This window comes from Neisseria sp. 27098_8_139, from assembly GCF_041433195.1.
Lineage (GTDB): Bacteria > Pseudomonadota > Gammaproteobacteria > Burkholderiales > Neisseriaceae > Neisseria > Neisseria subflava.
This window is the reverse complement of record NZ_JAPWBA010000002.1, coordinates 243,640-266,050: the sequence shown is the minus strand read 5'-3', so window position 1 is coordinate 266,050 and position 22,411 is coordinate 243,640. Positions and strand designations below refer to the sequence as shown.

Annotated in this window: 17 protein-coding genes and 1 pseudogene; 14 read left to right on the top strand and 4 right to left on the bottom strand. The window is 48.5% G+C overall.

The features are described from left to right. The first annotated feature begins 30 nt into the window (after positions 1-30). From O3660_RS03960 to O3660_RS03935, 6 genes are all read left to right on the top strand, one after another. Entirely contained in the window at positions 31-1,152 is a 1,122-nt protein-coding gene (locus tag O3660_RS03960; RefSeq protein ID WP_049329005.1) for a PIN domain-containing protein, read from the top strand. A 41-nt stretch (positions 1,153-1,193) separates the two neighbouring features. Further along, positions 1,194-2,480: a phosphatase PAP2/dual specificity phosphatase family protein gene (locus O3660_RS03955; protein ID WP_371464587.1), complete on the top strand. Its 1,287-nt coding sequence runs from the start codon at positions 1,194-1,196 to the stop codon at positions 2,478-2,480. Between the two features lie 2 nt (positions 2,481-2,482). After that, positions 2,483-2,857, top strand: coding sequence for a hypothetical protein (locus O3660_RS03950; protein ID WP_049352555.1), 375 nt, complete (start codon positions 2,483-2,485; stop codon positions 2,855-2,857). 63 nt (positions 2,858-2,920) lie between these two features. Next, positions 2,921-3,628, top strand: a complete 708-nt coding sequence (locus O3660_RS03945) for a 1-acyl-sn-glycerol-3-phosphate acyltransferase (protein ID WP_049352553.1) — start codon at positions 2,921-2,923, stop codon at positions 3,626-3,628. Then, complete coding sequence (locus O3660_RS03940; protein ID WP_049352551.1) at positions 3,625-4,614, top strand: phosphatidate cytidylyltransferase; 990 nt, start codon at positions 3,625-3,627, stop codon at positions 4,612-4,614. Before O3660_RS03945 ends, O3660_RS03940 begins: the two co-directional genes overlap by 4 nt. Positions 4,615-4,721: 107 nt before the next feature. After that, a complete protein-coding gene (locus O3660_RS03935) occupies positions 4,722-5,342 on the top strand; it encodes a DUF2238 domain-containing protein (protein ID WP_049352548.1) in 621 nt (206 codons plus the stop codon). Between the two features lie 531 nt (positions 5,343-5,873). Here O3660_RS03935 and ccoP read toward each other — a convergent pair. From ccoP to ccoN, 4 genes are read right to left on the bottom strand one after another with little or no spacing between them, the layout of a single operon-like run. Continuing rightward, entirely contained in the window at positions 5,874-7,205 is a 1,332-nt protein-coding gene (gene ccoP, locus O3660_RS03930; protein ID WP_080974681.1) for a cytochrome-c oxidase, cbb3-type subunit III, read from the bottom strand. 30 nt (positions 7,206-7,235) lie between these two features. Next, complete coding sequence (locus O3660_RS03925; RefSeq protein WP_003684417.1) at positions 7,236-7,403, bottom strand: CcoQ/FixQ family Cbb3-type cytochrome c oxidase assembly chaperone; 168 nt, start codon at positions 7,401-7,403, stop codon at positions 7,236-7,238. Positions 7,404-7,407: 4 nt separating this feature from the next. Beyond that, positions 7,408-8,019, bottom strand: a complete 612-nt coding sequence (ccoO, locus tag O3660_RS03920; protein ID WP_003680866.1) for a cytochrome-c oxidase, cbb3-type subunit II — start codon at positions 8,017-8,019, stop codon at positions 7,408-7,410. 23 nt (positions 8,020-8,042) lie between these two features. After that, complete coding sequence (gene ccoN, locus O3660_RS03915; protein ID WP_308887186.1) at positions 8,043-9,476, bottom strand: cytochrome-c oxidase, cbb3-type subunit I; 1,434 nt, start codon at positions 9,474-9,476, stop codon at positions 8,043-8,045. 332 nt (positions 9,477-9,808) lie between these two features. On the opposite strand from ccoN, the gene O3660_RS03910 reads away from it, so the two are divergent. The 8 genes and pseudogenes from O3660_RS03910 (at position 9,809) to glnD (ending at position 21,990) form a co-directional block, all read left to right on the top strand. After that, positions 9,809-11,560, top strand: a complete 1,752-nt coding sequence (locus O3660_RS03910; protein WP_371464584.1) for a M61 family metallopeptidase — start codon at positions 9,809-9,811, stop codon at positions 11,558-11,560. A 78-nt stretch (positions 11,561-11,638) separates the two neighbouring features. Beyond that, entirely contained in the window at positions 11,639-12,079 is a 441-nt protein-coding gene (locus O3660_RS03905; protein WP_070460058.1) for a TIGR01244 family sulfur transferase, read from the top strand. 432 nt (positions 12,080-12,511) lie between these two features. Further along, positions 12,512-13,045 (top strand): annotated as a pseudogene (locus tag O3660_RS03900) (glutamate racemase); the annotation flags it as partial. 137 nt (positions 13,046-13,182) lie between these two features. Next, positions 13,183-14,961, top strand: coding sequence for a transferrin-binding protein-like solute binding protein (locus O3660_RS03895; protein ID WP_070460055.1), 1,779 nt, complete (start codon positions 13,183-13,185; stop codon positions 14,959-14,961). 86 nt (positions 14,962-15,047) lie between these two features. Next, complete coding sequence (locus O3660_RS03890; RefSeq protein ID WP_070460052.1) at positions 15,048-17,777, top strand: lactoferrin/transferrin family TonB-dependent receptor; 2,730 nt, start codon at positions 15,048-15,050, stop codon at positions 17,775-17,777. Positions 17,778-17,868: 91 nt separating this feature from the next. Then, positions 17,869-18,876, top strand: coding sequence for an IS5 family transposase (locus O3660_RS03885; protein ID WP_107810936.1), 1,008 nt, complete (start codon positions 17,869-17,871; stop codon positions 18,874-18,876). A gap of 239 nt (positions 18,877-19,115) precedes the next feature. After that, positions 19,116-19,412 carry a helix-turn-helix domain-containing protein gene (locus tag O3660_RS03880; protein WP_003680870.1) on the top strand — a complete coding sequence of 99 codons (297 nt, stop codon included), beginning with the start codon at positions 19,116-19,118 and terminating at the stop codon, positions 19,410-19,412. A 19-nt stretch (positions 19,413-19,431) separates the two neighbouring features. Then, complete coding sequence (gene glnD, locus O3660_RS03875; RefSeq protein ID WP_070713479.1) at positions 19,432-21,990, top strand: [protein-PII] uridylyltransferase; 2,559 nt, start codon at positions 19,432-19,434, stop codon at positions 21,988-21,990. The last annotated feature ends 421 nt before the right edge of the window (positions 21,991-22,411 follow it).

The following is a 22,411-nucleotide window of genomic DNA, read 5'->3' as shown; positions in this document are numbered from 1 at the left end:
GTATAAACGTCAGCCCAATTAAATAATACTATGAAACACTTACTTATCGACTTTGAAAATATCCAACCGCAAAATCTAGATAAATTACCAACTGAAGATACTCATATTTGGTTATTTTTAGGCACACAACATAAATCATTACCCATTAGTTTAGTGGCATCATTGCTTCCATTTGGCGAACGTGTCCATCTTATTCACTTACAGAAATCAGGCAAAAACGCATTAGATTTTTATCTTTCTTATTATCTTGGAAAAATTATCGCTACAGATACAGATGCTCAAATTGGTATACTTTCTCGTGATGGTGGTTACGATATCTTAGTAGAACATATCTTAGAAAAGCAGGAGGCAAAAGGTGTTGTACGCTTAGCAAATATAGATGAAGTGCAGCACACAAAAATTAATACTACACCTCCAACAAAACTGCTAGAACCCCACCCTCAACCTGAAAATTCCCTCACACCACCTCAGTCATTAGCACCTTATTTTCAAGCAGCCTTAACTGCTTTGCGTCAGCCCAACGCTTTTCTTCCATCTCGCTTACATAATTTGCAACAAAATCTGTGTAAATATATTTTACGTGAACAATTTCAAGGTAAAACAGACGAAGAATGCGAAACAACAACTGCTCATATTATTAATAAACTTAAAACACAAAACTTAATTAGTGTTGATGAGCAAGGTATAGTGATTTACCACATCAGTGACAATGATCTATTACAGAAAATCCAACGTTATATTTTGAATATCAAACCCAAAACTTATACTGATTTTCAAGATGCTGTACAGAAACGTGCAAATGCTCTCTCACTCACTATAAGTCAAGGTGATATTCAAACTTTTGCACGCTATATGCGTGAACAAAACCTTATTCGTCAAAACAATGGAAAAATTGAATATGCTCCATTTGCCCTTACTAATCCCATACCTCAAAAGAAAATAGCCCATTTACCTGATGAGACCATGTGGAAAAAAGTAATTGCCGCACTATCAGTTGAACCATCCAAACGCCCAGGTAAAGTCAGTACATTACGAAACACTATTAAAGCACATGCAAAATCCAATAATTATGAAACTGAAAAACTATTACAGCATCTACTGGATAAAAAAGTTCTTAGCATTAATGGTACGAATATCACTTATCTCAAATAGGTTTACGGAATCAAAATATTCAATTATTAACTAACGTACCCATGAAATCCTCCCTCAAAACCTCCCTACTCAAGCTGATTTTAGTCGGTATCCTGTTTTATACCAGCTACGGCCTGTCCAACCATTATGCGGCATCGCTGGACTATGTGCCTGAAATCGCTTTTGCATGGGAGAGCAATATTCCGTTTTGGGCATGGACGATTGTGCCTTATTGGTCGCTAAACCTGATGTATGCCGCGGCATTTTTTCTTTGTCGTGATACTCATGAGCAAAACCGATATGTAGTGCACCTTGTAGCCGCTCAACTGATTGCGACTGCTTGCTTTGTGCTGTTTCCGCTGCGTTTCGGGTGGGCTAAACCGCCTGCTGATGGGCTGTCAGGCTGGCTGTTTGATTCATTGGCTGCATTTGATTTGCCATACAACCAAGCGCCATCTTTGCATATTGCGTTGGCGATTATCGTGGGTGCATTTTATTGGACGCGCTTTCCCCAAATCCGCCTGCCGCTTTTCGTATGGCAAAGCCTGATTGCCTTGTCGGTACTGACGACTTATCAACATCATTTTATTGACGTGCCGACCGGAGCATTGCTTGGCTGGCTGGTGTTGTGGGCTTTCCCGCGTCAGATGACTTCGCCGTTAAGACTGGACTCAAGTGATGTACGCTCAAGAAAGATTGCGCTGCTGTATTTGCTTGGCGCGTGTTTAATGGCTTTACCTGCGTTGCTGGGTGGCGCGTGGCTGTGGTTGATATGGATTAGCGTGTCTTTGCTGATGGTGGCCTTTGCCTATTTGACTGGAAATGCAAACGTATTCCAAAAACAGGCTAACGGTAAATTATCGACGGCAGCGACGGTTTTGCTGTTGCCTTATCTGGTGGGCGCACGGCTAAACATGGCGTATTGGTTACGCGGTAAAGCGAAAACGGCACAAGTCCGCAATGATGTATGGATTGGCAGCGTTTTGGGGATTTCAAACCATCTGCCTGCCGTATTGGATGTATGCGCCGGATATCCCTGCCGTAGCTATCAAGGAGAATATCGCTCCCTGCCTTTACTGGATATGGTAACGCCGTCTAAAAACGATTTGGTTCAGACGGCCTTGATATTGGAAACCTTGCGCCAAAAACACGGCAAAGTGCTGGTATGTTGCGCTTTGGGTTATGGAAGAAGTGCCGCAGTGGTGCTGACGTGGCTGCTGGTCTATGGTGGCTGCAAAGACTTGGCGCAAGCGAAGGCCGAACTCCAACAGGTTCGGCCGCAAATGGTATTATCGCCGGCCACTGCCAAAGCAGTCGAAGCTGCTGCCAACCGTTTAAAACAAGGATAATGATGAACAACGCAACCGACAGCCGTATTACTGCCCACCTGCTCTCTACCACACATTATGTTGCCGCCTGCAACGCCTTGCTGCTCGCCTTGTCGGCAAAATATGGCGGCGCATGGTTTGCGGTGCAACTTGTCTTGGCAGCGGTTTTGCTGTACTGCCATATCCGCATTCACTTCGACCACCGCGTGTTCCAAGACTTTGCCGACAACCGCTACTCTCCTGAAGACTTCGACCAATCCTTACAACAAAACGGTTTACATCAAATTTCAAGCAGCCGTACGTTGACCCAACGGATAAACGGCGCACTTTCCTTATGGCGCAAAAGCTTATACCTGACCGCCGCACAATTTTTAATTTTGCTTATCCAAAGCATTTGATTATTTTTGCTGATTTACCCAAACCAGATCTAGAACGGTATCTCACTCCCAAAGGCAGAAACAATGAAAAACTTCCTCAAAAAACAACTTGCCTGGCTGACCGACCAAGCCTTGTGTCTGGCGGTCTCTTTTCTTACGGGCGTACGCCCCAAAAGCCCGCGCGAGCTGACATTCAATCAGCACCAAAAAGTCTATTACGCCAATCACGGCAGCCATGGCGATTTTGTGCTGGTGTGGATTTCCCTGCCCAGCCGCTGGCGCTTGTCCACGCGCCCTGTCGCCGGTTCGGATTACTGGCTGACAAGCAAACTCAAACGCTTCATCATTCAAAACGTTTTCAACGCCTTGCTGATTCCGCGCCATAGCGATAATCCGCAAGCAATTACCGAACAGATGAAAGACGCGCTAAACGCAGGAGATTCCTTGATTATTTTCCCTGAAGGCACGCGTAACACTGACGACAACACCATCCTGCTGCCGTTCAAGTCCGGCATTTATCATCTGGCAAAAAGCAAACCCGATACCGAATTTGTGCCGATTTGGATAGACAACATCAGCCGCGTACTGCCCAAAGGCAAAATCCTGCCTATCCCGCTTTTGTGTGAAGTCCATATCGGACAGCCGCTTACCTTGCAGGAAAACGAAGACAAAGACAGCTTTTTGACACGCAGCCGTGAAGCGCTGCTGGCACTCAGGCCGTCTGAAAACGACCGCAGCGAGCCTCGCCAAAATGAATCTGAAGTTCAGCAAAACAAAGGAGGACAAGCATGAGCCTTTCTACGACTTCCCAACAAATCATTGTCGAACAAGCCGCCGCTCATCTGACTCCGCAAGCCAGCTATATTTTTGTCAGCGTGTTTGCCGTATTGTGTTTTGCCAGCATCATCGGACAATGGCTCAAGCGCAAAAACGGCGCAGATAATGCCACCATCGCTAACCTCAACGCCCGCATTTACGCATGGTGGCTGATGACGCTGGTGTTGCTGGGCGCGTTTTGGTTCGGAAAAATCGGGACAGTTGTACTGTTTTTCCTGATTTCATTTGCCGCACTACGCGAATTTATGACCCTCGTCTATCGCCGCCGCAGCGACTATTACAGCATGGTTGTCTGCTTTTACCTGCTGCTGCCGGTGCAATACTATTTCGTCTATGACGGCTGGTACGGCATGTTCAGCATTTTTATTCCGGTTTACGGCTTTTTGATACTGCCGATTATTGCCAGCCTCAGCGGCCAAACCGCGCACTTTTTGGAACGCGCCGCCAAAACGCAATGGATGGCGATGATTTGTATCTTCTGTCTGTCCCATGTTCCGGCGCTGATGTTTCTAGATTTGGACGGCTTCGATAACAGCAATAATATCCTGTTGCTGATCTTCCTGATTGGCGTGGTGCAAGTATCAGATGTGTTGCAATACGTTTGGGGCAAACTGATTGGCGGTGCAAAAATCATGCCTTCACTTTCCCCGTCTAAAACCATTTCCGGCACAGTCGGCGGCATTTTGTCGGCTACAGCCATTGCCGCGCTGATGGCGCCGATTACGCCGTTCTCCCACGACCAAGCGGCCATTATCGGCTTTATCGTCTGCCTAATGGGCTTCTTTGGCGGCCTGGTTATGTCTGCCATCAAACGCGATTACGGTGTCAAAGACTGGGGTAATATGATACGTGGCCACGGCGGCATGCTTGACCGCGTGGATTCGATTTGTTTTGCCGCACCCGTGTTTTTCCACATCACCCGTTATTTCTGGAACGGCTAAACTTCAGGCCGTCTGAAAGCTGTTTTCAGACGGCCTTGAATATATGAAACTGCCAGCCCTACCAATTCGTTATACAATACGCGACATTGTTATTACATACACACAACATGAACAAACCCTCTCCAATCTTTCCCATTTTTCTTGCGACGATTATCTTCGCCCTCATTGTTTGGTCAGGCATCAATCCCCATGACCGCGCAGTCTGGTACGCCGAAATCATTCCCGTAGCATCCGTATTCTTCCTTTTGGTTGCCACCTACCGCATTTTCCGCTTCAGCAACCTGGCCTACTTATTCATGAGTTTTTGGCTGATCATGCATTCCATCGGTGCATACTACACTTTTGCCGATGTACCGTTTGAATCCATCAACCGCTTTGTCGAGCCAATTTTGGGCGAAAACCGCAATCATTACGACCGTATTGCCCATTACATCATCGGCTTTTATGCCTACCCGATGGCTGAATGGCTGCTGCGCCGCAAGCTGTGCAATTTGCCGTTGGCCTTATTTTTCTCCCTGTTCTTCATTATGAGTGTGGCCGCCGCCTATGAAATCATCGAATGGCAATATGCCGTCATCGATGGTGGAGAGGCCGGACTGGAGTTCTTGGGCTCTCAAGGCGATATTTGGGACGCGCAAAAAGACATGCTTGCCGATACTTTGGGCGCGTTAACTTCTCTGTTTATTTTTGTATTTACCCGACCCGATAAACGCTTTGGTTTCTCTTAAATCTACCCCTTTACAGCAAAAGGCCGTCTGAAACCAGATTTTCAGACGGCCTTTTTCATTTTTCTACTGGTATGTTGGAACATTGGTAGACAATAATTGGAGCAGGTTGTCGGTCACCCATTTGAATATAATGGTTTAGATACCAATATCAAAGTGCGGCTACTGCCAATATAGAAAGCTTCATTAGAAACAATTTTGTCGGCAAGCCTGATCTAAGATTTGCCGCCAACGGTATAGACTCTATGCGTATGATGATGCGCATAGAAGATCATGACACCTTACTTTAACCGCAAATTGAAAGTAATACGAAATTGGGAACAATCACCCAAAACTACTCGACAGCGTCGAATAATCTTTCAGTGAGTAGTTCCTGAACCGTAGTACATCTACTTTAAATTGAATAATCTAGGTTTAAAACAAAAGGCCGTCTGAATGTTTCAGACGGCCTTTTGTATGTTTTTTCCATACGGTTTTATCAAATATAAAAAAGCGTACCTTTCTAGGTACGCTTTTTTTCAATCTGACTCAAAATTAGAATTTCGCGCCAGACTCGTTTGCCATAAAGTCTACAGCTGCTTTAACTTCATCATCACTCAGGCTGCCATTACCGCCTTTAGCCGGCATAGAATTAAAGCCTTCGATGGCATGTTTGTGCAGAGTGTCTTTACCTTGTTTGATACGAGGAGCCCAGTCTTCTTTTTTACCTACGACAGGAGCGCCTGGAATCAAACCGCCATGACATGTTTTACAGTTGGCTTCAAAAACAGCTTTACCATCAACTTTGGCAGAAGCCTCTTCAGGTTTAGCTTCAGCTGCTGGAGCTGCTTTGGCATCTGATGCAGGAGCGGCAGATGCTGCGCTGTCAGCTGCAGGGGCTGATGCTTCGGCTGCTGGAGCAGCTTGAGCAGGCTCAGCTTTTTTAGCAGGAGCTTTTTTACCGTCTTTGTTAGACATACCCCAAACGTAAGCAGTCATGATGTGCAGCTTGTCTTTGTCGAGGAAGTGACCCCAAGCAGGCATTTGGCTGCTGCGGCCGTTGGTAATGGTTTCGGTAATCGCTTTTTGAGTACCGCCCCACAACCATACATCGTCAGTCAGGTTCGGACCAAGACCTTGGATACCTTGACCTTTGTCGCCGTGACAAGTGAAACAGTTGGCAGGTGGGCCGCTAAACAGGGCTTTACCGCGTTCTGCACGTTCTTCGTCGTATTGACCTTTAGGTTTAGAAAGAGACATAACATACTGTGTTACGTTTTTCACGCCTTCTTCACCCAAAGCAGGACCCCATGCAGGCATGGCGGCAGTACGGCCTTTTTCAATAGTTTCCTGAATTTTTTCAGGTTCGCCGCCCCACAGCCAGTCGTCGTCAGTCAGATTTGGGAAGCCTTTAGAGCCTTTGGCATCTGAACCATGACATTGGATACAGTAGGTATTGAAAAGGTTTTGACCGATAGCTTGTGCTTCAGGATTTTTAGCCACTTGATCAATCGGCATTTTGGCAAACTTAGCATACATTTGGCTGTATTTCTGTTCGGCTTTGGCAACCTCTTCTTCATACTGACCGTGGCTAGTCCAGCCCCAGATACCTTTAAAGTCACCGACACCCGGATACATGACCAGATAGCCGATACCGAAGGTCCAAGTGCAGACATACAGCCAAAACCACCAACGCGGCAGCGGGTTGTTGTATTCTTCAATACCGTCCCATTCATGACCTGTCGTTTTGACTTCTTCGCCCTTTTTAGGACGCTTCACAACGTTTTGGGAAAGCAGCAGCCATGCCAAGCCGATAAAGCTGAGCACGACAATAACTGCAATGTATATATTCCAGAAATTGCTGGTAAATTGGGATGTTGTGTTCATTCTTTTGCTCCGTGATCACGGACTAAACTGTTATCGCCCGTCTTTTTCAGACGACCCTTTATCATCATTGTCAAAAATACTGTTGGCAGCATCATCGTAGTTCTTTTTATTACGTCGATTAAAAACAATATAAAGCACTAAGATGAAACTGATAAAAACCCAAACAGTAAAGAGCGAGCGAGCCCAGTTCACGTCCATGATGTTACCTTACGTTTTTCAATGCCAAGCCTAAGCCTTGCAGGTATGCAATCACCGCATCCAGCTCTGATTTGTTTGCCAAAGCTTCAGGAGCTTTTTCAATTTCTTCATCGCTGTAAGGCGTACCGACTTTACGCAGGGCTTTCATATGTGCCACTGTTGCTTCGGCATCGACTTTGTTGCGGGCAAGCCATGGGAAAGCAGGCATATTGGACTCTGGCACAACGTCGCGCGGATTCAGCAAGTGGATGCGGTGCCATTCGTCGGAATAGCGGCCGCCTACACGAGCCAAGTCCGGACCGGTACGTTTGGAACCCCATTGGAACGGATGGTCATAAACAGACTCACCGGCAACGGAGTAGTGGCCGTAACGTTCGGTTTCTGCACGGAACGGACGAATCATTTGAGAGTGGCAGTTATAGCAGCCTTCGCGTACGTAAATATCACGACCAGCCACTTGCAAAGCGTTATAAGGTTTCACACCTTCAATAGGTTGGGTTACAGCCTTGGAGAAGAACAGCGGCACGGCTTCAATCAACAGACCTACGCTGACTACAAGCAGGGTAAATACAATCAGGACGCCGACTTTTTCTTCAGCTAATTGTTGTAATTTCATTTTGGTAGCCTTTTCTTATGTTTTTAGTGGTGCTGGGTTTGAGACACCGCGGGAATCTCGGCATCAACCGCTTTGCCACTGATGGCTGTACGGTAAACGTTGTATGCCATGATACACATACCGCTCAGGTACAGCAGGCCGCCGGTGAAACGAATCATGTAGTAAGGCATGGTACGTTTAACTGACTCTACAAACGAATAAGTCAAAGTACCGTCAGCATTCAGAGAACCCCACATCAGGCCTTGCATCACACCGGCAATCCACATCGCGGCGATATACAGAACCACACCGATGGTTGCAATCCAGAAATGCGCTTCAACCAATTTGGTGCTGTACATTTCGTTTTTACCGAAGAGGCGTGGGATCATATAGTAAACGGAACCGATGGTTACGAAGCCTACCCAACCCAATGCACCGGCGTGAACGTGTGCAACAGTCCAGTCAGTGTAGTGGCTCAGAGCGTTAACAGTTTTGATAGACATCATCGGACCTTCGAAGGTAGACATACCGTAGAAGGACAGAGATACGATCAAGAATTTCAAAATCGGGTCAGTACGCAGTTTGTCCCATGCACCAGACAGAGTCATAATACCGTTGATCATACCGCCCCAAGAAGGTGCGAACAGGATCAAAGACAATACCATACCCAAAGATTGAGTCCAGTCAGGCAATGCGGTGTAGTGCAAGTGGTGAGAACCTGCCCACATATAAGTGAAAATCAAAGCCCAAAAGTGAACAACGGACAAGCGGTAAGAGTAAATAGGACGACCTGCTTGTTTTGGTACGAAGTAGTACATCATACCCAAGAAACCGGCTGTCAGGAAAAAGCCCACCGCATTGTGGCCGTACCACCATTGAACCATCGCATCAATCGCACCAGAGTAAACTGGGTAAGATTTCATCAAACCGGCAGGGATGCTGATATTATTGACGATGTGCAACAGCGCAACAGCCAAGATAAAGCCGCCGTAGAACCAGTTGGCAACGTAAATATGTTTGATTTTACGTTTGGCAATCGTACCGAAGAATACGATGGCGTAGGCAACCCACACCAGCGTAATCAAAATGTCGATAGGCCATTCCAACTCGGCGTATTCTTTACCTTGGGTGTAACCCATAGGCAAGCTGATGGCCGCAGCCACGATAACGGCCTGCCAACCCCAGAAGGTAAATGCAGGCAGCCAACCGCCAAACAGACGGGTATTACATGTACGTTGAACAACGTAGTATGATGTACCGATCAAACCGCAACCGCCGAATGCAAAAATAACCGCATTGGTGTGCAGAGGACGCAGGCGGCCGAAGTGGAACCAAGGTCCGATATTGGATAAATCGAGGGCCGGAGCAAAAAGCTGGGCAGCGACGATAACGCCGACCAACATGCCCACAATACCCCAAACTACAGTCATGATGGCGAACTGGCGCACCACTTTGTAGTTATAAGTTTGTGTGTCCATGGAAGTCTCCATAAATTATGGGTATAAAAAATTTTTATCTCACCCCAACCCCTGCATTTACGAAAAGCGCAATACGGCCAAGGCTCAAATTTTTCTAAATTTAACATAGACACCACAACATGCCAAGCAAAATTACATTCCACATTGCATAAAATATTTAGCAAGACATAAATTCATTTCTTTTATAATCAATAAATTATTAAAACATACGCATTAAATCGGATAGGGTATTTTTTCAAGCCCCCTTTTTCATACAGTTTTATTGATATAGATTAAGCTCCCCCCTTAAAACCCCTTCTTCTTAATAAACTTTAGCAAATTAACCAATAGCTATGATTAATTACAAAATTACTCCCAACTTTCTGTCTCATGAATGGCACATCACCTTATCATTCACTCAAACCAATGATTCAGAAACAGAAATCAGCTTACCCAACTGGGTTCCCGGCAGCTACCTCATCCGTGACTTTGCCCGCCACATCACACACATCAGCGCGCGCTGCAACGGCAAAGCCCAGCCACTGACACAAACCAGCAAAAACCATTGGCAAACCCCTGCCCTCAGTGGAGCGTGGGAAATTTACTACACTGTTTACGCATTCGACTTATCCGTTCGCGGCTCGTTCCTCAGCACCGAGCGCGGCTTTTTCGACGGCGCGTGTCTATTCTTAAAAGTCCACGGACAAGAGGAACAACCACACCAAGTCGAATTTCCTACCCTGCCACACACATGGCAAATAGCCACAACCCTGCCCCAAATTTCGGCGACCACTTTTCAGACGGCCTCATACGCCGAGCTTATCGACCACCCGGTTGAAACAGGCATCATCGAATTTCTCGAATTTGAAGCACAAGGCATTCCCCACTGTATTGCATTAAGCGGCATCTATCCCGATTTTGACCGCGCCCGTTTCCTCGCCGATATTCAAAAAATCTGCGAAACCGAGTTGGCGATGTTCCCCTCCCCTGCCCCGTTTACCGAATACCTTTTCTTACTACATCTGGGCGACAACCTCTACGGCGGGCTGGAACACATCAGCAGCACCGCCCTACTCGCCGACCGCCACAGTCTGCCACCCTATAATATGGACGAGGCCGACAAAGCCTATACCGAATTGCTCGGCCTTTTCTCCCACGAGTACTTCCACGCATGGAACGTCAAATCCATCAAACCGGCCGTATTCGCACCTTACAACCTCGACCAAGAAAACTACACCGAGCAACTTTGGGCATTTGAAGGCATTACCTCCTACTACGACGACCTCTTTCTAGCCCGAAGCCAAACCATCAGCCCCGAAGCCTACCTTACCCTGCTTGCACAAGGCATCACACGCGTACAGCAGACACAAGGCCGTCTGAAACAATCACTTGCCCAATCCAGTTTCAGCGCGTGGGACAAGTTCTACAAACAAGACGAAAACAGCCCCAACGCCATCGTCAGCTATTATCAAAAAGGCGCACTGGCCGCACTTTGCCTCGACCTTATCATCCGTGAAAAAAGCCAAGGCAAATACACCCTCGACAGCGTGATGCAGCAACACTATCGCGACTGGTGTAATACCCATCAAGGCATACCTGAAAAACACTGGCAAACCCGTTGCCAAGAAATAACCGGTTTAGATTTAGAAACCTTCTTTCAGACGGCCTTATACAGCACCGATAATCTTCCGCTCGCAGAATGCCTGCAAAGCGTAGGTGTCAAACTCGACTTTATCCCCCTACCCCGCCAACACGGAGGAGCATTTGCAAGCGAACCCCAATCGGTTGCCCCAGCCAACGATTTGGGCGCACGTTTCAAACAAAACAGCGATCATGCCGTCCTGACTCATGTATTTAATGGCGGTAGCGCAGAAAATGCCGGACTCTGCCCGCAAGATAAAATCATCGCCTTAGGCGGCTATGCCTGCAACGACCTTGCAGCGCAGTGGGGCAAACTGCCTATCGGCACGCGCACCACCATCCATTTCTTCCGCCAAGGCCTATTGCGTGAAACCAGCATCACAGTTCAAGCAGCAGAAGCCAATACTGCCCTGCTGCACATTACCGATCGCCAAAAACTCGAAAACTGGTTGTACAATCATTAAATAAAACTTCAAACGGCCTGCCACTTCCTAGGCCGTCTGAAATCAACATATCCATTTAATATAAAGAAAGGAAAAACTATGCCTATCCGTAAACTGACCGACACCCTCTATATCGCCCCTCAGCTGACCGAAGCCGACGTCCAAGAAGCCGTACGTCTCGACATCAAAACCATCATCTGCAATCGCCCGGACGGCGAAGAAGAAAACCAACCGGCTTTTGCCGAAGTACAAAACTGGTTTAAAGAGGCTGGCATCAACCAATTTTCCCACCAGCCCGTCGTTGCGCCTCAAATCACCGTAGCCGATGTTGCAGCCTTCCAAAATCTGTTGCAACAATCTCCGGCTCCCATTCTTGCCTTCTGCCGCACCGGCACTCGCTGCTCCCTGCTTTGGGGTTATCATCAAGTGCAACACGGCGCATCTGTAGCCGAAGTAGTTGCCGCAGCCGAACAGGCAGGCGTCAACCTCAGTAACTTTGAAGCCCGCCTGCAAGAAGCCAAAGATAAAGGTTTGGCTTAATACTTTATTTATATACTAAGTAGCAGCCTTCAAACCAATCAGGCCGTCTGAAACCCATTTTTCAGACGGCCTAATGACTTTTATTCACAATCAAACCTTATTTTTAATTTATTTCCACTATCCTAAAAATATATTTTCTAAATCAAGCCCGAATTGACCTGTATCAATACCCTAACCCTATTTTCATTTATAATGCCTTTCAATGCTTCAGGGTCAAGCCCGAATCATCCAGTTTTCCTCTATAAGAGCCAGCTCTCTTATTAAATGATTTTTCTTTCCTCTTGATGTGTGTGTGTTTGGGTGTGGCCGAAAGCCACCCCCTTTTTTTTATACCTACCCTCTTTAAGGCCGAGACCTTTGCAAAATTCCCCAAAATCCCCTAAATGTCTTGGTTGGAATTTAGGGAATTTTGGGGAATTTTGCAAAGGTCTCAATATGCCTGTGTTGGACGTGATTTCCGCCGGCGCGAAAGCCGCGCTGACAACGACGCGCAACAATAAAATCGGCATTATCGCCACCAATACGACAGTCAACAGCAATGCTTATGCGCGCGCCATCCATAGGAACAACCCTGATACGCTCGTCCGCACGCAGGCTGCGCCGCTGCTCGTCCCTTTGGTGGAGGAAGGTTGGTTGGAACATGAAGTTACCCGCCTGACCGTATGCGAATACCTCAAACCATTGCTTGCAGACGGCATCGATACGCTGGTGTTGGGCTGCACGCACTTTCCCTTGCTCAAGCCCTTAATCGGTAGGGAGGCGGGTAATGTCGCGTTGGTTGATTCTGCAATTACGACGGCTGAAGAAACAGCACGCGTCCTTGCGCAGGAGGGATTTCTCAATACTGACAACAATAATCCCGACTATCGTTTTTATGTCAGCGATATTCCTTTGAAATTCAGAATGATAGGCGAACGTTTTCTAAGTAGAACGATGGAGCAGATTGAAATGGTGTCTTTGGGTTAGTCAAGGTTTGCTCAAACACCCGCATATCCGGAGTAAGGATGTGCGGGTGTTTTTTGTGAAGGTACGTCAGAAAATGTTTGCAAATTACATTTTAAGTTAATAAAATATAAACTATTATCATTTTTAAAAAAGTTGATATGAAAAATTCACTTATTGCCCAAGCAGCCGGTATCCTGCCTGTGCTGCTGCTTTCTGCCTGCGCGGGTGGCGGCAGTTTCGATTTGGACAGCGTGGAAACGAAACAGCACAACCCGCAGTCCGAAGCACCGAAATACCAAGACGAACAGACTGAAAAACCGGCAAAACCCGATGAAGCGCAGGCGGCGGAAAACGACCGTCCGGTTTACGGTTTTGCAGCCAAAATACCGCGTCGGAACTGGCACCCGAAAAATAAAGAAGATCATAAGGCATTATCAGAAGCGGATTGGGAGAAATTAGGTGCGGGTGAGCCGGGTGAGTTTCCCCAAAAGAATGAGATTTTTGCGATGGATAAGGGTACGCTGAACGAATCCATCACAACGGGCGATGGCAAAAGCCGTGTGGAAGGATACACGGATTTCCAATATGTCCGCTCGGGCTATATCTACCGCAACGGTGCCAATAAAATCGATTTCAAAAACAATATCGCCCTTTCCGGCGCGGACGGCTACCTTTTCTACAAAGGCAGCAATCCTTCCCAAGCTCTGCCGATGGGCAAGTCGATTTACAAAGGCACTTGGGATTATGTAACCGATGCCAAGGAAAAACAGAAGTTTTCCCAGTTGGGTAATTCGCAAGCGGGCGATAGGTACGGGGCTTTGTCTGCCGAGGAAGCGGATGTGTTGCGCAATAAAAGCGAGGCACCGGAAGGTCAGACCGATTTTGGGCTGACCAGCGAGTTTGAGGTGGACTTCGCCGCCAAGACCATGACCGGCGCGCTCTACCGCAATAACCGGATTACCCATAACGAAACCGAAAATAAAGCCAAACAAATTAAACGTTACGACATTCAGGCTAACCTGCACGGTAACCGTTTCAAAGGTAAGGCGTTGGCTGCAGATAAAGATACTGGGAACGGTCATCCCTTTGTTTCTGATTCTGATAGTCTGGAAGGTGGTTTCTACGGGCCTCAGGGCGATGAGTTGGGCGGCAAGTTTTTGGCAAACGATAAGAAAGTGCTTGCCGTATTCAGCGCGAAACAGAAAGACGGTGCAGAAAAACCATTGGCTGAAACCTTTATGGACGCTTACCGCATCGGTGCGGATTTTGTGAAAAAACAGATAGACAGCTTTGGCAACGTGGCCAAACTGCTGATTGACGGCGTAGAGCTTGCGCTTGTGCCGTCCGAAGGCACTCAGACGGCATTCCAGCATGTATTTGAGAAAGACGGTGTGAAGGTGTCGGTATGCTGCTCCAATTTGGATTACCTGCATTTCGGGGTGTTGGAACACGGCGGTTCGCACGATATGTTCCTGCAGGGCAGCCGTACGCCGGTTTCCGATATGCCTGTAACGGCGGGAGAGGCGGTATATCGCGGTACATGGTCGGGTACTATTGTTAATGGTACGAGCTGGAGTGCCGAACCTTCCAATAAGGAAGGCGGTAACCGGGCGGAGTTTAAAGTTAATTTTGCCGAGAAAACCCTCAACGGTATGCTGACGGCGAAAGACCGCATTGCCCCCGTATTCACCATCACTGCCACGATTCAGGGCAACGGTTTTTCAGGTGTGGCGAAAACCGGTGAAAACGGCTTTGCATTAGATCCGAAAAATACCATCGATCCGAAACGGACGAATATCCGTGCAGATGTGTCCGGCGGCTTCTACGGCAAAACCGCCATTGAGATGGGCGGATCGTTCTCCGGAAATACATTGGAGGGAGAAAGCGGCAAGGCGGCAGTGGTATTCGGTACGAAACGCCAACAGCTTGTCCGGTAAACTGGGCTGCCGGTTGACAGAGGAAAGTTCTTCAGACGGCATATCGGTTTTAAATGCCGTCTGAAGGCAGTAAGTAGAGAAATGATATGAAACAGCAACATTTGTTCCGATTAAATATTTTATGCCTGTCGCTGATGACTGCGCTGCCTGCTTATGCGGATGTTTTACCGTCTGGACAAGTGTGGGAAAAGCAGCTCGATACCGTGCAGGTCAATGCGAAAAAACAGAAAACCCGCCGTGATAACGAAGTAACCGGGCTGGGCAAGCTGGTCAAATCTTCCGAGACGCTAAGTAAAGAACAGGTTTTGAATATCCGAGACCTGACCCGTTACGATCCGGGTATTGCCGTGGTCGAACAGGGTCGGGGCGCAAGTTCCGGCTATTCAATACGCGGCATGGATAAAAACCGCGTTTCCTTAACGGTAGACGGCGTTTCGCAAATACAGTCCTACACCGCGCAGGCGGCATTGGGTGGGACGAGGACGGCGGGCAGCAGCGGCGCAATCAATGAAATTGAGTATGAAAACGTTAAGGCCGTTGAAATCAGCAAGGGTTCGAATTCATCAGAATACGGAAACGGCGCATTGGCAGGTTCGGTCGCATTTCAAACCAAAACCGCAGCCGACATTATCGGAGAGGGAAAACAGTGGGGCATTCAGAGTAAAACTGCCTATTCTGGAAAAGACCATGCCCTGACACAGTCCCTTGCGCTTGCAGGACGCAGCGGCGGCGCGGAAGCCCTCCTTATTTATACTAAACGGCGGGGGCAGGAAATCCATGCGCATAAAGATGCTGGTAAAGGTGTGCAGAGTTTCAACCGGCTGATGCCGGTCGAGGATACCCATCCGTACGCAAATTTCATTGTCGAAGAGGAATGTTCCAATGGATATGCGGCCTGTAAAGACAATGCGAAAAAAGATGCTTTGGCCAAAGATGAGCGCAAAACCGTCAGCACGCAGGATTATACCGGCCCCAGCCGCTTCCTTGCGGACCCGCTTGAGTATGGCAGCCAATCATGGCTGTTCCGACCGGGTTGGCATTTGGACAACCGCCATTATGTCGGAGCCGTTCTTGAACGTACGCAGCAGACCTTTGATACACGGGATATGACTGTTCCTGCCTATTTTACCGAGGCCGATCTGAATGAAAGTGTCCGGAGAAACGGTACGCCGAGCGGCTTTGGCAAATATTCGGGCAATAATAAGGCCGAAAGGCTGTTTGTTCAGGGAGAGGGCGGTACATTGCAGGGTATCGGTTACGGTACCGGCGTGTTTTATGATGAACGCCATACTAAAAACCGGTACGGGGTCGAATATGTTTACCATAATGCTGACAAGGATACCTGGGCCGATTACGCCCGACTTTCTTATGACCGGCAAGGTATAGATTTGGACAACCGTTTGCAGCAGACGCATTGCTCTCACGACGGTTCGGATAAAAATTGCCGTCCCGACGGCAATAAACCGTATTCCTTCTATAAATCCGACCGGATGATTTATGAAGAAAGCCGAAACCTGTTCCAAGCAGTATTTAAAAAGGCATTTGATACGGCCAAAATCCGTCACAATTTGAGTATCAATCTAGGGTACGACCGCTTTAAGTCGCAATTGTCCCACAGCGATTATTATCTTCAAAACGCAGTTCAGGCATATGGATCGAAAATCCCGGAAGGGGCGCAGTCACCCAACGGAAGCCAAGGCAAACCGTATTGGGTGTCTATCGGCAAGACCACGGTCAATACATCGCCGATATGCCGTTTCGGCAATAACACCTATACAGACTGCACACCGAGGAATATCGGCGGCAACGGTTATTATGCAGCCGTTCAAGACAATGTTCGTTTGGGCAGGTGGGCGGATGTCGGAGCAGGCATACGTTACGATTATCGCAGTACGCATTCGGAAGATAAGAGTGTCTCTACCGGCACTCACCGCAACCTTTCTTGGAACGCAGGCGTAGTCCTCAAGCCTTTCACCTGGATGGATTTGACTTATCGCGCTTCTACGGGCTTCCGTCTACCGTCGTTTGCCGAAATGTACGGCTGGAGAGCCGGGGAGTCTTTGAAAACGTTGGATCTGAAACCGGAAAAATCCTTTAATAGAGAGACAGGTATTGTATTTAAAGGGGACTTCGGCAATTTGGAAGCCAGCTATTTCAACAATGCTTATCGCGACCTGATTGCATTCGGTTATGAAACCCGAACTCAAAACGGGCAAACTTCGGCTTCTGGCGACCCCGGATATCGAAATGCTCAAAATGCACGGATAGCCGGTATCAATATTTTGGGTAAAATCGATTGGCACGGTGTATGGGGCGGGTTGCCGGACGGGTTGTATTCCACGCTTGCCTATAACCGCATCAAGGTCAAAGATGCCGATATACGCGCCGACAGGACGTTTGTAACTTCATATCTCTTTGATGCCGTCCAACCTTCACGATATGTATTGGGTTTGGGTTACGACCATCCTGACGGAATATGGGGTATCAATACGATGTTTACTTATTCCAAGGCAAAATCTGTTGACGAACTGCTAGGCAGCCAGGCGCTGTTGAACGGTAATGCCAATGCTAAAAAAGCAGCATCACGGCGGACGCGGCCTTGGCATGTTACGGATGTTTCCGGATATTACAATATCAAGAAACACCTGACCCTGCGCGCAGGCGTGTATAACCTCTTCAACTACCGGTATACCACTTGGGAGTCTGTAAGGCAGACTGCCGAAGGAGCGGTCAATAGGCACAATAATGTCGGCAGGTATAACCGCTACGCCGCACCGGGACGAAATTACACCCTGACTTTGGAGATGAAGTTTTAACCTAAGCAACCGTGCATCAAGGCAATAGGAGACCTTTGCAAAATTCCCCAAAATCCCCTAAATTCCTACCCAGACATTTAGGGGATTTTTCATGAGTACCTTCTTCCAGCAAACCACACAAGCCATGATTGCCAAACACATCGACCGTTTCCCACTATTGAAGTTGGATCAAGTAATTGATTGGCAACCGATCGAACAATACCTGAATCGTCAAAAAACCCGTTACCTCCGAGACCACCGCGGCCGTCCCGCCTATCCCCTGTTGTCCATGTTCAAAGCCGTCCTGCTCGGACAATGGCACAGCCTCTCCGATCCCGAACTCGAACACAGCCTCATCACCCGCATCGATTTCAACCTGTTTTGCCGTTTTGACGAACTGAGCATCCCCGATTACAGCACCTTATGCCGCTACCGCAACTGGCTGGCGCAAGACGACACCCTGTCCGAATTGCTAAAACTGATTAACTGCCAACTGACCGAAAAAGGTTTAAAAGTAGAGAAAGCATCCGCCGCCGTCATTGACGCCACCATTATTCAGACCGCCGGCAGCAAACAGCGTCAGGCTATAGAAGTCGATGAGGAAGGACAAGTCAGCGGCCAAACCACACCGAGTAAAGACAGCGATGCCCGTTGGATAAAGAAAAACGGCCTCTACAGACTCGGTTACAAACAACATACCCGCACCGATGAGGAAGGCTATATCGAGAAACTGCACATCACCCCCGCCAATACCCATGAGTGCAACCATCTGTTGCCTTTGCTGGAAGGTATAGCCAAAGATACGACCGTCTATGCCGACAAAGGCTATGACAGTGAGGAAAACCGGCAACATCTGAAAGAGCATCGGCTGCAGGACGGTATTATGCGCAAAGCCCACCGCAAACATCCGCTGTCGGAAGCGCAAACCAAACGCAACCGATATTTATCAAAAACCCGTTATGTGGTCGAACAGAGCTTCGGTACGCTGCACCGTAAATTCCGCTACGCCCGGGCAGTCTATTTTGGTCTGCTCAAAGTAAGTGCACAAAGCCATCTGAAGGCGATGTGTTTGAACCTATTGAAAGCCGCTAACAGGCTAAGTGCGCCTGCTGCCGCCTAAAAGGCGGCCGGATGCCTGATTATCGGGTGTCCGGGGAGGATTAAGGGGATATTTGGGTAAAATCAGGAGTAATTAGGAGCGGAAATAAACGAAAACCTGTGTTTGGATTTCGGCTGTCGGGGGAAAAGGAATTTTGCAAAGGTCTCAGGCCGTCTGAAAACTTTCAGACGGCCTTTCCTTTCCCCTCACAAAAATAGTATAAAATCTCCTTATCGTTCAAACCACAAACTCAAAATACCATGGTCAACAAACTCACTCCCCCTCCAAGCCTGCCCGATCCGCAAGACCTCCGTGCCGTTATCGCTTACAACATGCGCCTCTACCGCGTTAATCACGGCTGGTCGCAAGAAGAACTGGCGCGCCAATGCGGACTTGACCGCACCTACGTCTCCGCCGTCGAGCGCAAACGCTGGAACATCGCCCTTTCCAACATCGAAAAAATCGCATCCGCACTCAAAATCGCCCCTTACAAACTCCTTCTTCCGCCGCAAGAGATGCTCCGCCAAATGACCGAGCCTGCCGACACCCAAGCCTAGTTCACAGCCAGATATCATTATGACCGCCGCCCAACAAGCCATCCAAACCTACCAGCAGCAAAAAGCAGCAGCAGAAACCGCCTACCGCCAAAACAACCGCCCTACCGTTTACTTCCGCGACCATATCGCCGCTGCCGAAACCCTGCTGCAAACCCTCTGGCAAATCCACTTTCCCGACAGCGACGACATCAGTCTCATTGCCATCGGCGGCTTCGGGCGTTGCGAACTCTACCCCCATTCTGACTGGGACTTAGCGATTATTTCCTCGGCCCCATTTTCAGACGGCCTGCAACAACAAACCGCCCAATTTATCCAAACCCTTTGGGACGCACGCCTCAATCCCGCCATCAAAAGCGGCAGCATAGAAGAAATACTCCAAAGTACCCAAAACGACATTACCGGCGAAACCGCCTTTCTTGAAGCACGCCACCTACAAGGCAATGCCGACCTTACCGCCCAACTTCTAAACAAACTCAACACACGTCGCGACACAGCCGCCTTTATCGAAGCCAAACTCCTCGAAATGGAGCAACGCCATACCAAATCCCAAGGCACAGGCGCACAACTCGAACCCAACATCAAAACCTGCCCCGGCGGCCTGCGCGACATCCATACCCTTATCTGGACAGCCAAAGCACAAGGCATAGACAGCAACCCCACTGCCCTCGTTACCGCAGGCGTCCTCACACGCACTGAAGCCGGCATGCTGGCTCATGGCTACCGCCGTCTCGCCAACATCCGCATTCATCTCCACCTTACCGCCGACCGCCCCGAAGACAGACTGCTTTTCGACTACCAGTCCCAAGTCGCCGAAAGCTTAGGCTATCCCCAACCCGACATCCGCGGCAGAAGCGAAGCCCTGATGCACACCTTCTACCGAGCCACCAAAGCCATCAAACAACTCAACGGCATCCTTATTCCGGTTCTCAAAAACCATCAAACCTCCAGCCATCCCCAACATATCCACCCCATCGACAGCCACTACAAACGCATCGGCCACCAAATTGCCACCAACGACCTTGCCCTGTTCGAACAAAATCCCGAACACATCTTCACCATTATTCAAACCATGCAGGAGCAAAACATCACCACCATCGAGCCGCAAACCCTGCGCGCATGGTGGGCGGCCACACGAAAAATCAACACCCGTTTTACCCAAAATCCAGAAAACCGCCGCCGCTTTATCCAATTCTTCAAACACGGCACCGGCCTTACCCAAACCCTCCGTTTTCTCAACCTCTACGGCGTACTTGGCCGCTATCTCCCCGCATGGGAAAAAATCACCGGCCTGCTCCAACACGACCTCTTCCATATTTACCCCGTAGACGACCACATCCTGACCGTCGTCCGCAATATGCGCCGTCTCGCCATCGAAACCCATAGCCACGAAATGCCCGAGGCCAGCGCCATCATGCAGGCCTACCCACGACCACATGTCCTCTACACCGCCGCCCTGTTGCACGACATCGCCAAAGGCCGTGGCGGCGATCACGCCAAAGAAGGCATCAAAGACGCACAACAATTCGCCGCCAACCACTACTACACCGAAGAAGAAAGCCACCTCCTCGCATGGCTGGTTGAAAACCACCTGCTCATGTCCACCGTTGCCCAAAAAGAAGACATCCAAGATCCCCATGTCCTCCAAGCCTTCTGCCGCCGTATTCCTACACGCGAATACCTCGACGCACTCTACCTGCTTACCATTGCCGACATCCGCGGCACCAACCCCAAACTTTGGAACACATGGCGCGCCAGCCTGCTCCAAACCCTCTACCACAGCACCGCCGCCGTTTTAAACAGCAAACACCACGATCCCGAACGCCTCCCCAACCGACGCGAACAAGCCTCGACCGATCAGCTCACGCATGCGGCCGTTCCCCTCAAAAACCAACAAAAACTCCGCCGCATCCTCGGCAGCGCATACTACGTCCGCCATCAAACGCGGGAAATCCTCTGGCACACCGCAAACCTCGCCTACGACACCCAAAGTCCGGCCGTCCGCAGCCGCATCCTTCCCCAAAGCAACAGCCTTCAAGTCATGGTGTTCATGCCCAATGGCGACCGCCTCTTCGCACGCCTCTGCCGCATTTTCAGCAGCCACCGCTTCGACATCCAAGCCGCCCGTGCCTTTATTACCGAGCACGACTACATCCTTGACACCTTTATTCTCCAACTTCCCGACAATCTCCCGCCCGAAGAATATCCCGACCGCCAAAGCGCACTCGAAGCCGAACTCAACAGCTTCATCCACGGCAATACCACCGTCCAAAAACAAAGCGGCCGCCCGCACATCAGCCGCCGCATCCGCCACATCCCCATTCCACCTACCGTAATCATCACCCCCGAAGAAGATTATCCCGGCTGGCACACCATAGACATCACCGCCGTCAACCGCCCCCACCTCCTCGCCGACATCGCCGAGACCTTCTTCGCACACAACATCAGCCTGCGCTACGCCAAAATCACCACCTTGGATCAGCGTATTGAGGATAGCTTCATCACCTACAGCCCATCCCTACAAGACCCGCAAATCCAAAACACCCTAAAGCAGGCATTGGTCGAAGTCTTAACCCCATAAAGGCCGTCTGAACATCTTAAAAACATAGGGTGAGCATTTTTTGCTCACCCTAATCACACCCAAAAATATAAACATCCTGAATATACTCTTTTAAAACACTCAAGAAATCCAAAACTTTAAAATTCAAAACAGACCATTGCTCTGACATAAAACTACATTCTAAAATCATAATCCAAATGAATATAATTCTAATAACAAATTTTCATTCACCTATTATACCAAACCCTCGTTAAAAATCCTTCCTTCCAAATCTTTTCCTCATCCATATTCAAACAAAATACGTATACAAAATAAAACCTATAAAAAACAAAAAAATAAAATCACAAAATATTAAACCTACCGATTAATCCAAAAAATCACCGCCCATCTAAACCAATTAACATATTATTGAACAAGCTTAATTTCTGACAAAAAACGTCAC